Genomic DNA, 12,491 nt, shown 5'->3' with positions numbered 1-12,491 from the left:
TTTCCGTGGTGGCGGCTTTCGGCTCGATCAAGTTACGGATAAGCCGCCATGAATGTCTGCGCGAATCGCCGGAATTCTGCCAGACTCTTGGCATCAGAGCGACCAAACTGGTCATGTCGTTCGGCCGAGTGCCCGCAAATACACCTGTTACGCCTTCAATACCGTCAACTGTTGCGTTGCGGAAGGCCCGATGGCAAGGCTTGGACCAAAAGAGGAACATTCCGAATGCACCTGTCCACAGCTCATTTGATCTTTCGCAGCCTTTTTGCCTGCGCCGCAATGGCGGTTTCGTCTTTTCCAGCCGCCGCCGGACAATTGAAGCCCTTCAAGGACGAGCTGTTTTCCTATGGAACCCTCCTCGAAACGGCGGATGGCGGCGATTATCGCGTCGTCGACTATCAGGAGATGCGCGACATCAATGGCCGTGATCAGGTTCCCGAGCGCCGGGCAAAACGCGCCTATGTTGCACTGGGTGTGAAGAGCGAGCAGGCCAACGAGACCATCGATGCCGCAGGGCGGCCGCTCGACATTACCCGTGTCGGCCGCAAGCAGGGTGCGGCGTTCTCGGTGATCTTTATCCACGGCCGCGGTGGTGATCGGCGCCTCGGGGCCAACGACTGGTCCTTCGGCGGCAATTTCAACCGGCTGAAGAACCTCGCCGTCGAAAACGGCGGTGTCTATTATGCGCCGAGTGTCCGCTCATTCGATGACAACGGCGTCGCCGACATTGCCGGACTGATCGCCTATGCGCAGCAGCAATCTCCGGGTCGGCCGGTGGTGCTGGCCTGCGCCTCGATGGGCAGCTTCATCTGCTGGGGCCTGACGCGCAATCCGCAGGCGGTAGCGGCGCTTAACGGCATGATGATCCTGGGCGGTCCCACCGATCAGACTTTCACGAAGAGTGCCGCCTACAAAAAGAAGCTCCCGATGTTCTTCAGCCATGGCAGCGCCGACAGCGTCTACGCCGCAGCCGATCAGGTCGCGCTCTATCGGTCGCTGAAAACGGCGGGCTATCCGAGCCGCTTCGTCCTGTTCCAGACCGGATCGCACGGGACGCCGGTTCGCATGACCGATTGGCGCGATGCGCTGAACTGGATCGGACTTGATTGAATTTTCTTATTTATCTCGGGGACTCGTTAACCACCGCAGTAGTTTGATACTCGTGGACGCGTGCACTGTTTGCTTTTCTTAAAGCTGATCATGGGACTGTCCCCGGCACGTCTTCTCGGGGTTTGATCTTATGGATGCTCGTACTGAAACACGGCATATTCCGCTGTGCGTCGATCTGGACGGCACGTTGCTGGCCGCCGACACGCTCTGGGAGGGCGTGGCGATCGTTCTTTTGCGCAATCCGCTGATGCTGTTTGCTGTTCTGTACTGGATGTCCAAGGGTAAGGCACGGCTAAAATATGAAGTCGCGGCCCGCTCCGGACGCCAGGCAGCCGACTGGCCCTATCGCGAGGCGGTCCTTAAGCGTCTGGAGCACGAGCGCGCAACCGGCCGGCAGCTCGTCCTCGTCACCGGCGCGGCGGAAAGCGTCGCACTCGGGGTCGCAGCCCATGCGGGGGTCTTTTCCTCTGTCCTTCACAGCTCGACCGACATCAACCTCACCAGCCGCCGCAAACGCGAAAAGCTGATCGAGCAGTTCGGCGAGGGCGGTTTCGACTATATGGGCAACAGCCGTGACGACGTTCCGGTGTTCGACGCAGCCCGCAAGGCGATCGTCGTCGCACCGGATGCGGCAGCTGAGAAATGGCGGCGTGCGCATGATGCCGAGCAGCTCGATATCGGCAAGACCAGCCGTCTCGCGGCCCTGAAATCGATCCGCATGCATCAATGGGCGAAAAACGTCCTGATCGGCGTTCCGATGGTGCTCAATCACGACATTCTGCACCTCGATGCCGTGATCAACGTCATTCTCGCCTTCTTCGCCTTCAGTTTTCTCGCCTCCGCCGTCTATGTGATCAATGATCTCTCCGATCTCACCAACGACCGGCGCCACCCGACGAAGCGCAACAGGCCGCTTGCGAGCGGCCAGATGTCCGTGCCGATGGGGCTGACCATCGCGCTCTGCCTTCTCGTCGCGTCTCTCTCTCTGACGGCCGTGCTGCCTTACGATTTTGCGCTCGTGCTCGGTTTCTATGCAATCGCGACGACCGCCTATACCTTCGTGCTGAAGCGCAAGTTGCTGGTGGACGTCTTCACGCTGGCCGGCCTCTATACGGTCCGTATTGTTGCCGGTTCCGCCGCCACCGGCACGGTGCTATCCTTCTGGCTCCTGTCCTTCTCGGTGTTCTTCTTCCTCAGCCTGGCGCTGGTGAAGCGCTACGTCGAACTCGACGAATATGACGGGCGCGACGGCAACCAGGTTCCCGGCCGCGGCTATGTCGCGGTCGATTTCGAGATGGTCGGGCAGGCAGGGGTCGCATCCGCCTTTGCCTCTGCTCTGGTGCTTGCGCTCTACATACACAGCAAGGAGATGCAGGAAATGTACACGCTGCCCTGGGCGCTGTGGCCGCTCTGCCCGCTGGTGCTCTACATGCTCCTGCGGATCTGGATGCTCGCCCGCCGCCGCATGCTGCATGAGGATCCGGTCGTGTTCATCATGCGCGACTGGCGCAGCCTCGTGACGATGGCGATGGGCGCCATGCTCATTCTCGCAGGTGCGCTGGGCCGGCAATGACCGATCGTTCATTCGACAGCTGGGGACGGATCGACTGCCATCCCCGCCAAAGCGTCTCGCCGGACGCCTATGAAAACCTGTGGGACAAGGCGGCCGCCGGCGCGTTCCTACCGTTCGGCAATGGCCGGTCCTACGGCGACAGCTGCCACAATGACCAGGGCGCCTTGATCGACAGCCGCATGCGCAGCCGCATCCTCGGCTTCGATCCGGGGACTGGAATTGTCTCGTGCGATGCGGGCGTGACGCTTCACGCCATCCTTGAACAGGCGATCCCGCACCGCTTCTTCCTGCCGGTGACGCCTGGAACCGCCGCTGTGACGGTGGCCGGCGCGGTTGCCAACGACGTTCACGGCAAGAATCATCATGCGCGCGGCACGTTCGGCAGGCATGTCCTGCGATTGACGCTGCTGCGTTCCACCGGAGAATTGCTGACCTGCTCGGCAACGGAAAATCCAAACCTATTTCGTGCCACCATCGGCGGGATGGGGCTGACCGGGCTGATCCTGTCGGTCGATCTGCAATTGATGAAAGTGCCGTCGCCCCATATCCAGCAGCACGCAATCCGCTTCAACCGGCTCGAGGACTACTTCGACATGGTCGAGCGGGTGGACGGCGAGCATGAATATTCGGTGGCCTGGATCGACCAGCTGGCAACGGGCAAACGCGCGGGCAGGGGCGTCCTGCTGGCCGGTGATCACGCGGATGCGTCCTGCGAATTTCCCGACATGCCGCGCTCGACGAAACTGTCGGTGCCGTTTTCCCCACCGTTCAATCTGCTGAACCGGTTCACGCTGAAGGCGTTCAACGAATTCTACTTCCGCAAGGAAAAACGCGGCGAGACGGTTACGACCGTAAAATGGCCCGGCTATTTCCACCCGCTGGACGCCATCGGCCAATGGAACCTGCTCTATGGGCCGAAAGGCCTCTACCAGCACCAGAGCGTCTATCCGGCGGACAATGCGGTGCTGATTACCGCCCGGCTCATGGAAACGGCGCGCCAGGCCGGCCATGCCTCGTTCCTGACAGTCCTGAAGAAGTTCGGCGAGCAAAGGTCGCCGGCGCTTTTTTCATTTCCGCGGCCGGGTTTTACACTGACGCTGGATTTCGCCAATCAGGGTGAACAGACCCTGAAGCTCCTCGATAGGCTCGATGCCATCGTCATCGAGGCCGGCGGTGCCGTCAATCCCTACAAGGACGCCCGGATGAGCCCGCAAACCTTTGATTCTTCGTTCCCGCAGTGGCGTCAGCTGGAAAAAATGCGCGATCCGGCGATGGTCTCGAACTTCTGGAAGAGAACGGCCTTGGCTTTGCCGAAATGAGAACAGCTACAATTTGAATTAAATAAACTCGGGAATTTCACGGAATATACCGCTCTTGCATATAGGTGTGTGGATGGGAACAGGGAACACCGACATGAAGTATATCGTATTCATTCTCTTCACCGTACTCACCAACGCCGCGGCCCAGCTCATGCTGAAACAGGGCATGCTGTCGCTTGGACCTTTGAGCTTCACGGCTGATACTTTCATTACCCGCATCTTCCAGGTGGTTTTCAACCCCTGGGTCTTCGCCGGACTTGCGACCTTCGTCATTTCGATGGCGTCGCATCTCTACGTCCTGTCGAAGGTGGAACTTTCCTTCGCCTATCCATTCCTCAGCCTCGCCTATGTGGCCGTGGCCGTCTTTGCCTATTTCGTCTTCCGCGAGGACCTGAACGCCTGGCGCATCGCCGGCATCGCGTTCATCTGCGTCGGAACAATCCTTATTGCCCAATCTGGCATGTCTGGGGCGGGAATGTCTTCCCACGACAGCCGGTCGCCGCTTGAAGCCGCGGGCGCAAAAACAGCAAAAATCGGGAGCGCATCATGAAGCATATCATTTTCGGCGGTGACGGTTTTGTCGGCCGTCATCTGGCTGAACGCCTCGTACAGGACGGCGAGGAGGTTCTCGTCGCCGATATCGTCAAGTCCGATCTGCCCCATTATGCCCGCGCCCGCTTCGTGCGCTGTGACGTGACCGACGCGGACGACGTGATGAAAGTCGAAATCGGCCCGGACGACATGGTCTACAACATGGCGGCCAAGATGCTGTCGCCGCTGCAGGTGCGCGCCAAGCGCTGGGAATTCTTCTGGCCGGTGAATTACTACGGTGCCGAAAATATCATGAAGGCGACGGCCAAAGCCGGCGCCGGCCGGCTGGTGCAGTTCACCACCGACATGATCTACGGCCACACGGTGCAATCGCCGCAGACGGAAGACCATCCGGCCAAGCCGCTCGGCGAATATGGCAAGTCGAAATGGGCAACCGAACAGCTGGCGGCTGAGTGGCGCAAGCAGGGTATGAACATCTCGATTTTCCGCCCGCGCCTGATTATCGGCCCCGGCCGACTTGGCATCCTGGAAAAGCTGTTCAAGCTGATCGACGCCAACCTGCCGGTACCGATGATCGGTTCGGGCAAGAACCCATATCAGTTCATCTCGGTGTTCGACTGTGCCGAGGCCGCCCGGCTTGCCTGGAAGGGCGGGGTGCCGAACGAGGCCTATAATCTCGGCTCCGACAACCCGCCGTCCGTGCGCAAGCTGCTCGGCGACCTAATCGTTCACGCCGGCTCAAAGTCGTTCCTGCTGCCGACACCGGCTTTCGCGGTCAAGGCGACGCTGGCTGCGTTTGATTTCATCAACATGCCGATCATGGACCCGGAACAGTACCTGATCGCCGATGAAATGTGCATTCGCGAAACCGGCAAGCTGAAACGCGAACTTGGCTGGAAGGCTGAGTACAATGACGGGACCATGCTGATCGCGGCTTACGATGAATATTGCGCCAAGAAGGCGGGAAAAGTTTACGCGCACACATCGACTGTGCCGGCGGAATGAACGAGGGGATCATCACAATGCTCGACAAGCCAGCCCGCGTCACAGTCGACGCACCCGCCCTCGATGCCCCTGTTCTTGACGGCGGCATCAGGAAGCCGGATCTGATCACCGTCGAACAGGCCAAGGCGATGAGCCTTGCCGACATGACGACGCTCTTCAAGGATCACCTGAACCCGGGTCAGCTTCACTTCATGAAGTTGCTCGGCTTCAACAAGGTGAAGGTCGAGAGCGCCGAGGGCATGTACTACACCGACCAGAACGGCCGGAAGATCCTCGATTTCTTCGGCGGTTTCGGTTCGCTCGCCTTCGGCCACAACCATCCGCGCATCCTCTCGGCCCGCAAGAAATTCCAGGACGAAAATCGCCACGAGATCGCGATCGCCTTCATGTCGCAATATGCGTCGGCGCTCGCCAAAAACCTCGCGGCCATCGCGCCGGGCGATCTCGATATGGTCTTCCTCGGCTCCTCCGGTTCGGAAGCGATGGAGGCGGCGCTCAAGGTGGCCGAGCGGGCCGCCGGCCCGAAGCGCCCGCGGATCGTCTATGCCGAGAATTCCTTCCACGGAAAGACCAAGGGTGTGCTGTCGATCACCGACGGCCCGCTTTATCGCGGCGAATTCAAGCTGCTCGACAACAACGTTAAAGTGCCGTTCGGCGATATCGATGCGATCCGCAACGCCTTCGAACGCGATCCGACGATCGGTGTCTTGGTGCTTGAAACCATTCAGGGCGGCGGCGGCATCATTTCGGCACCGCCGGAATTCTGGCGCGAGGTTCGCGCGCTCTGCGACAAGCATGGCGTGATCTGGGTCGCCGATGAGGTCCAGTGCGGCATGGGCCGCTCCGGCCGTTTCTTCGCCTTCGAACATTCTGGCGTCGTTCCGGACGTGACAGCGCTTGCCAAGTCGCTCGGCGGCGGCAAGTCGGCGATGGCCGCGATGATCGCCAAGCGCGACGTCTACATGAAGGCCTATGGCACGAAGAACACCGCGATGATCCACGCCCAGGCCACCTTTGGCGGCATCGGCGAGGCCTGCATCACGGCAATCGAAGGCCTCAACATCATGTATGACGAGGACCTGATCGAAAACGCGGCGGTGCAGGGCGACTATCTGCTCGAAAGATTGAATGCGCTGAAGGCGAAATATCCGAAAATCATCAAGGATGTCCGCGGCCAGGGCCTGATGGTCGGGCTGGAGTTCCAGGATTTCAGCCAGACCCTGCCGATGGTTCTGCGCCCGGTCGTCGGCGTGCTTGACGACAAGCTGAAGGGCTCGCTCTCGGGCTTCATCGGCGCCTTGCTCTTGAAGGACTACGATACGCTCGTCGCCTTCACCGAATACAATCGCAATGTCATCCGACTCGAGCCGCCGCTGATCTGCGAACGTCAGCACGTCGACCAGTTCGTCGATGCGCTCGATGATCTGCTTGGCCGCGGCATTATCCGCATCGTCAAGGATTTCATTGGCAGCCAGTTCGGCTGAAAAACGAGGCCCGGCATTCGCAATGCCGGGCCTCTTGTTATTTCAAAGTCGAAATCTCGACGCGGCGGTTGCGGCCGTCCTCCGGGCTATCCGGAAAGAGCAGGGCGGTTTCTCCAAAGGCGCGCACGACCAGCCGCCTCGGGGCGATCTTGTAGTGCGAGACCAGATACTGCGTCGCCGAGGCCGCCCGTGCCCGGCTGAGCTGGAGATTATCGCCGTCGGTGCCGGTCGCGTCCGTATGACCGCCGATCACGAACCGGTAGGAGGCGAGATCGCTCGATTGAAGCGCCTTGCCGACATTGTCGAGAAGCCGCTGTGCCTGCGGCGTCAACTCGGCGGAACCGAGGTGAAAGTTGACCGCGAGATTGACCGTCGCCGCGAGCTTGTCGCCGTAGCTGTTGATCGCCTCCAGTTCCTTGGCGCCGATGATCTTCAAGCCGCGTGTCTTCTCCTTCTGCACCAGGACGGGATCGAGCGAGCGAACGAGAAGGTCCGGCGTTGCCGTCGTCAGCACTTCCTGAGCGCTTGCCGTCCCGGCAACAATACTCAACGTCGCCATCAGCGATGTGAGGAATTTACAGTGCATCGATCCACCCCGTGTTTGCCGGGCCATGCAGTAAATCAATAATGTTTTTCGAAGGATAAGAGCCCATCTATACACCGTCAATTCCCAAGGGGAGCGCTGGAGTTTCTGGCATAGTATGGTGTCGGCATGTCCTCAGGCTTGTTACCGCGGTAACAAGCCTGAAAAATGGAAAAAATCGCGCGCCGGCGGGGCTGAAAAGACCTCTCCGTGCTAATGCTTCTGACCATTCACCGTCATGTCGAACTGCACGATGTTGGAATAGATCGGCAAACCGGCAGACATGTGGTAGCGGTCGCGATAGATGTCCCCTTGGATATGAAAGCTGATGACGCGGCGGTTCCATTTCGTCAATTTCGCGCTGAAATGCTCGGTTTTGGTCGTGCCCTTTGCCGTGAGCTTGCCCTCGATCTCGGCCGTATCTTCGCCGGTCTGGGTGATCTTCGTCGAGCGGAACACGATTTTTGGATAATTGGCGCTATCAAAAATTGCTGACGAGCGCAGGAACTTCTCGATGCGTGGCTCACCGGTCTGCACGGTGTCGGGGAAGAGCGAGAATTCGACCACCGATTTGCGGATGTCCTTGCCATCGAGCCGGAATGTGCCGGAAAACTTGCCGAATTTTCCCGAGATGCCGCCACCGCCGGTTTGCGCGACCGAGAAGTTGATCTGCGACGATCCATCGATATCGTACCGCCCGGCCGCGTCATCGAGCGAGGGCGCACGTGCCAGCGCGCTCGTCGCAACGAGGACCAGCGCGCAGGCGGCGAGGCATGGTCCGTAAAATTGGCTCATCGGTCGGTTCCTTCCGTCTGCTGATGGGCGTTGGACGCCGCACCCCGCCGGAATATTCCAAGCATCCGCCGCAAAACCTCGTCCCGATGCCAGAAGTGATGCAGCAGGGCCGCGGCCGCGTGCAAGACCACGAGACCGGCCAATCCGTAGGCGAGCCAGGCATGCGCGTTGCTCCAGAACGTTTCGGCAGCCTCCGACTTTTCCATCGGCAGATGCGGAATCAGCACCCGGTTGAAAAGCAGGGTCGGAATATTGAGCGTCGAGGTCGAGGCGACCGCCCAGCCGGCCAGCGGCACGGCGATGGTCAATGCCAGCAAAAATGCGTGGGTCACCGAGGAGGCCCGCCTTTCGAGGCCAGAGAGGCTGGCAACGGGGTCCGGATGGATGTTAGCCAGCCACCAGACGAGCCGGATGAAAGCCAGCGCAAGCGCCGTCATGCCGAAGGACTTATGCCATTGATAGAGCGAAAACTGCAGCTCCGGATCGATATCCGGCCGGGTCATCACATAGCCGAGGACAATCAAGCCCACGATGAGGAGGGCGATCATCCAATGGAGGACGATCGTGCCCCATCCGAAAGTATCCTGCCGGTTGTATAGCATCGTCGATCTCCAGTCATGCAATAGAAAACCCAACCATCGTTCTTTGATGATCGCCGGGCAAGCACCGGCGTCATCACAGTTTCGAGACCGAACCGTCAGCAAACCATTGTTGCCCGGCGACAGCTTTCCTTTGCCCGGCATATTTGCTAGGCCGTTGCCGGGAAACGACTATTGCCGTGAGGAGATCGCATGACGCCCGAGATACGACCGCTTGTTGCCGGAAACTGGAAGATGAACGGTCTGCGGGCTTCGCTCGACCAGATCAAGGCGATGGCGGAAGGCGTCAAGGGCGAACTGTCCGAAAAGGTCGAGACCCTGATCTGCCCGCCGGCGACACTGCTTTATGTGGCAACCGCGCTTTGCGACGACAGCCCGCTTCTGATCGGCGCCCAGGATTGCCACGAAAAGGTTTCCGGCGCCCATACCGGCGATATCTCGGCCGAGATGATCGCCGATTGTTTCGGCACCCATGTGATCGTCGGCCATTCCGAGCGCCGCACCGACCACGCCGAGACGGACGCCCTCGTGTGCGCAAAGGCCGAAGCGGCCTTCGCGGCCGACCTGGTCGCCATTATCTGCATCGGCGAAACCGGTGACGAGCGCAAGGCGGGCCAGACCCTCGACGTCCTGAAGCGCCAGCTCGCCGGTTCCGTTCCGGGTAGCGCCACCGCCGAAAATACCGTCATTGCCTATGAGCCGGTCTGGGCGATCGGCACGGGCCTGACGCCGACCGCCAGGGATGTCGAGGAAGCCCACGCCTTCCAACGCTCGGAGCTTGTCGCGCGGTTTGGCGCTGCCGGTGCCAAGATGCGCATTCTCTACGGCGGTTCGGTCAAGCCGGGCAACGCCAGGGAATTGATGGGCGTCGCCAACGTCGATGGTGCGTTGATCGGCGGCGCCAGCTTGAAAGCCGACGACTTCCTCGCCATCTACCGGGCGTATGAAGATTTGACGGCCTGAACTCGCCGAACGGCGAGGAGGGGCTTTTAATGCGCGGTGGCTTGGTATATGCAGCCGCCAACACGAATTTTTCCCGCGTGGTGCGGGCGCTGAAACCTGCCTTGGTTTCCGTGCGCCTCCCACGCCGGACGATCACTCGATTGCGCTTCCGGTTCCCGGCTTCCCCAAGCCGGAGGAGGCACGATCCAAGGCAGGACTGGACAAAATGCAGACCGTATTGCTTGTCATCTATCTCATGGTTGTGCTGGCGCTGATCGGCGTCGTGCTCATTCAGCGTTCCGAAGGCGGCGGCCTCGGCATTGGCGGCGGTTCCGGCTTCATGTCCGCCCGCGGCACGGCCAATGCGCTGACCCGCACTACGGCGATCCTCGCTGCCCTCTTTTTCGTCCTGGCAATCGCCATGGGCATTCTCGCCCGTTACCAGCCGGATGCGACCGACGTTCTTGAACGGATCCCCGGTACGACCAACAACGGCAAGGGCGTTCTCGATTCGCTCGGCGGCGGCACCACCCCGCCGGCAGGCGAGACCCCTGCGCAGTCCGGCGCCGATACCCAGACGCCTGCAACCACCCAGACTCCGGCGACCGAAACCCCTGCGACGCAGACCCCGGCAACGACCGAGACCAAGCCCGCAACATCCAGCTCGGATGTTCCTACCGGCCAGTAAGGCCGATAGAAGACTTGAACCGCCGGCGGAAGCCAGTCTTCCGCCGGTTTTCTTTTGTTTGAATTCCGCAGCCTGAACCTATTGAACGGAAAAATTCTGGAAGATGAATTTTTCGGTGGCGGAATCATTTTTGAAACGGTATCCGGTGAAGCCCATGGCGCGATATGTATTCATCACTGGCGGCGTGGTTTCTTCCCTTGGAAAAGGGATTGCCGCAGCTGCTCTCGGAGCGTTGCTGCAGGCCCGGGGCTACCGGGTGCGGCTTCGCAAACTCGACCCCTATCTCAACGTCGATCCGGGCACCATGAGCCCGACGCAGCACGGCGAAGTGTTCGTGACCGATGACGGCGCGGAGACAGACCTCGATCTCGGCCACTACGAGCGCTTTACCGGCCGCTCGGCGACCAAGACCGATAACATCACCACCGGCCGCATCTACAAGAACATCATCGACAAGGAACGCCGCGGCGATTACCTCGGCGCCACCGTCCAGGTCATTCCGCATGTCACCAACGAGATCAAGAACTTCGTCACCGAAGGCAATGACGACTACGACTTCGTCATCTGCGAAATCGGCGGGACGGTCGGCGACATCGAGGCGATGCCCTTCATGGAGGCGATCCGCCAGCTCAAGAACGATCTGCCGCGCGGCACCGCGATCTATCTTCACCTGACGCTGATGCCCTATATCGCCGCGGCAGGCGAGCTGAAGACCAAGCCGACCCAGCATTCGGTCAAGGAACTGCAGGCGCTTGGCATCCATCCCGACATCCTCCTGGTGCGCGCCGACCGCGAGATCCCGGAAGCCGAACGCCGCAAGCTGTCGCTGTTCTGCAACGTCCGTCCGTCTGCCGTGATCCAGGCGCTCGATGTTGCGAGCATCTACGACGTGCCGATCGCCTATCACAAGGAGGGCCTCGACAATGAGGTTCTGGCCGCCTTCGGCATCGAGCCGGCGCCGGCGCCGCGTATCGAAAACTGGCTCGACGTCGCAAACCGCATCCGCACGCCGGAAGGCGAGGTGACCATTGCCATCGTCGGCAAGTACACAGGCCTGAAGGACGCCTACAAGTCCCTGATCGAGGCGCTCTATCACGGCGGCATTGCCAACCGCATCAAGGTCAAGCTCGAGTGGATCGAATCGGAAGTCTTCGAACAGGAAGACCCGGCGCCCTATCTCGAAAAGGTTCACGGCATTCTCGTTCCCGGCGGTTTTGGCGAACGCGGTTCCGAGGGCAAGATTTTGGCTGCCCGCTTCGCCCGCGAGCGCAAGGTACCCTATTTTGGCATCTGCTTCGGCATGCAGATGGCGGTGGTCGAAGCCGCCCGCAATCTCGCCGGCATCGAAAAGGCCTCCTCGACGGAATTCGGCAAGACCGATGAGCCCGTCGTTGGCCTGATGACGGAGTGGGTGAAGGGCAACGCGCTGGAGAAGCGCGCCGCTTCCGGCGATCTCGGCGGCACCATGCGCCTTGGCGCCTACAAGGCGAGCCTCAAGAAGGGCACCAAGATCGCGGAAATCTACGGTTCGACGGAGATTTCCGAGCGTCATCGCCACCGCTACGAAGTGAATGTCGACTATAAGGAACGGCTGGAGGCCTGCGGCCTCGATTTCTCTGGCATGTCGCCGGACGGCGTTCTGCCGGAAACCGTCGAATACCCGGATCACCCGTGGTTCATCGGTGTTCAGTACCATCCCGAACTGAAAAGCCGCCCGCTCGACCCGCACCCGCTGTTTGCAAGCTTCATCGAGGCCGCCGTCGAGCAGAGCCGGCTGGTCTGACGATTGCGGCGGGCCAGCGCCGGCCGCTGATCAGCCGATTCAGGATTCCAGACCCGCT

12 protein-coding genes are annotated in these 12,491 nt (G+C 60.5%); 9 read left to right on the top strand and 3 right to left on the bottom strand.

The genetic code is table 11. From position 1 onward, the window contains the following. Nucleotides 1-225: 225 nt before the first annotated feature. The 6 genes from ACSQ2W_RS18490 (at nt 226) to ACSQ2W_RS18465 (ending at nt 7,043) form a co-directional block, all read left to right on the top strand. Complete coding sequence (locus ACSQ2W_RS18490; protein WP_436087562.1) at nt 226-1,110, top strand: alpha/beta fold hydrolase; 885 nt, start codon at nt 226-228, stop codon at nt 1,108-1,110. Nucleotides 1,111-1,240: 130 nt separating this feature from the next. Then, the gene (locus ACSQ2W_RS18485; protein ID WP_436087561.1) at nt 1,241-2,683 is read left to right on the top strand and encodes a UbiA family prenyltransferase; all 1,443 of its coding nucleotides are present in this window, start codon (nt 1,241-1,243) and stop codon (nt 2,681-2,683) included. Further along, a complete protein-coding gene (locus ACSQ2W_RS18480) occupies nt 2,680-4,002 on the top strand; it encodes an FAD-binding protein (RefSeq protein ID WP_436087560.1) in 1,323 nt (440 codons plus the stop codon). The genes ACSQ2W_RS18485 and ACSQ2W_RS18480 overlap by 4 nt, the downstream gene beginning before the upstream one ends. Before the next feature lie 94 nt (nt 4,003-4,096). Further along, complete coding sequence (locus tag ACSQ2W_RS18475) at nt 4,097-4,552, top strand: transporter (RefSeq protein ID WP_436087559.1); 456 nt, start codon at nt 4,097-4,099, stop codon at nt 4,550-4,552. Then, complete coding sequence (locus ACSQ2W_RS18470) at nt 4,549-5,559, top strand: NAD-dependent epimerase/dehydratase family protein (RefSeq protein ID WP_436087558.1); 1,011 nt, start codon at nt 4,549-4,551, stop codon at nt 5,557-5,559. The genes ACSQ2W_RS18475 and ACSQ2W_RS18470 overlap by 4 nt, the downstream gene beginning before the upstream one ends. 17 nt (nt 5,560-5,576) lie before the next feature. Next, nucleotides 5,577-7,043, top strand: coding sequence for an aspartate aminotransferase family protein (locus tag ACSQ2W_RS18465; protein WP_436087557.1), 1,467 nt, complete (start codon nt 5,577-5,579; stop codon nt 7,041-7,043). 37 nt (nt 7,044-7,080) lie between these two features. Here the strand turns inward: ACSQ2W_RS18465 and ACSQ2W_RS18460 are convergent, their stop codons facing one another. From ACSQ2W_RS18460 to ACSQ2W_RS18450, 3 genes are all read right to left on the bottom strand, one after another. Next, on the bottom strand, nt 7,081-7,629 hold the full coding sequence (locus ACSQ2W_RS18460) for an OmpA family protein (protein WP_436087556.1): 549 nt from the start codon (nt 7,627-7,629) through the stop codon (nt 7,081-7,083). 210 nt (nt 7,630-7,839) lie between these two features. Continuing rightward, entirely contained in the window at nt 7,840-8,421 is a 582-nt protein-coding gene (locus ACSQ2W_RS18455; RefSeq protein WP_436087555.1) for a YceI family protein, read from the bottom strand. Continuing rightward, nucleotides 8,418-9,023, bottom strand: a complete 606-nt coding sequence (locus tag ACSQ2W_RS18450; RefSeq protein ID WP_436087554.1) for a cytochrome b — start codon at nt 9,021-9,023, stop codon at nt 8,418-8,420. Before ACSQ2W_RS18450 ends, ACSQ2W_RS18455 begins: the two co-directional genes overlap by 4 nt. A 189-nt stretch (nt 9,024-9,212) precedes the next feature. On the opposite strand from ACSQ2W_RS18450, the gene tpiA reads away from it, so the two are divergent. The 3 genes from tpiA (at nt 9,213) to ACSQ2W_RS18435 (ending at nt 12,433) form a co-directional block, all read left to right on the top strand. Continuing rightward, on the top strand, nt 9,213-9,983 hold the full coding sequence (tpiA, locus tag ACSQ2W_RS18445) for a triose-phosphate isomerase (RefSeq protein WP_436087553.1): 771 nt from the start codon (nt 9,213-9,215) through the stop codon (nt 9,981-9,983). A gap of 205 nt (nt 9,984-10,188) precedes the next feature. Beyond that, complete coding sequence (secG, locus tag ACSQ2W_RS18440; protein ID WP_436087552.1) at nt 10,189-10,650, top strand: preprotein translocase subunit SecG; 462 nt, start codon at nt 10,189-10,191, stop codon at nt 10,648-10,650. Between the two features lie 145 nt (nt 10,651-10,795). Continuing rightward, a complete protein-coding gene (locus ACSQ2W_RS18435) occupies nt 10,796-12,433 on the top strand; it encodes a CTP synthase (protein WP_436087833.1) in 1,638 nt (545 codons plus the stop codon). The last annotated feature ends 58 nt before the right edge of the window (nt 12,434-12,491 follow it).

Origin of the sequence: Pararhizobium sp. LjRoot255, assembly GCF_964252905.1 — a bacterium.
In the GTDB taxonomy this organism is placed as follows: Bacteria; Pseudomonadota; Alphaproteobacteria; order Rhizobiales; family Rhizobiaceae; genus Pararhizobium.
The sequence above is the reverse complement of the archived record's forward strand: the minus strand, read 5'-3'. Positions and strand labels throughout refer to the sequence as shown.

What these genes read in the sequence shown, in the direction of transcription:
- ACSQ2W_RS18490 (WP_436087562.1), top strand. Translation starts at nt 226, where the DNA reads ATGCACCTGTCCACAGCTCATTTGATCTTTCGCAGCCTTTTTGCCTGC.
- ACSQ2W_RS18485 (WP_436087561.1), top strand. Translation starts at nt 1,241, where the DNA reads ATGGATGCTCGTACTGAAACACGGCATATTCCGCTGTGCGTCGATCTG.
- ACSQ2W_RS18480 (WP_436087560.1), top strand. Translation starts at nt 2,680, where the DNA reads ATGACCGATCGTTCATTCGACAGCTGGGGACGGATCGACTGCCATCCC.
- ACSQ2W_RS18475 (WP_436087559.1), top strand. Translation starts at nt 4,097, where the DNA reads ATGAAGTATATCGTATTCATTCTCTTCACCGTACTCACCAACGCCGCG.
- ACSQ2W_RS18470 (WP_436087558.1), top strand. Translation starts at nt 4,549, where the DNA reads ATGAAGCATATCATTTTCGGCGGTGACGGTTTTGTCGGCCGTCATCTG.
- ACSQ2W_RS18465 (WP_436087557.1), top strand. Translation starts at nt 5,577, where the DNA reads ATGCTCGACAAGCCAGCCCGCGTCACAGTCGACGCACCCGCCCTCGAT.
- ACSQ2W_RS18460 (WP_436087556.1), bottom strand. Translation starts at nt 7,629, where the DNA reads ATGCACTGTAAATTCCTCACATCGCTGATGGCGACGTTGAGTATTGTT.
- ACSQ2W_RS18455 (WP_436087555.1), bottom strand. Translation starts at nt 8,421, where the DNA reads ATGAGCCAATTTTACGGACCATGCCTCGCCGCCTGCGCGCTGGTCCTC.
- ACSQ2W_RS18450 (WP_436087554.1), bottom strand. Translation starts at nt 9,023, where the DNA reads ATGCTATACAACCGGCAGGATACTTTCGGATGGGGCACGATCGTCCTC.
- tpiA (WP_436087553.1), top strand. Translation starts at nt 9,213, where the DNA reads ATGACGCCCGAGATACGACCGCTTGTTGCCGGAAACTGGAAGATGAAC.
- secG (WP_436087552.1), top strand. Translation starts at nt 10,189, where the DNA reads ATGCAGACCGTATTGCTTGTCATCTATCTCATGGTTGTGCTGGCGCTG.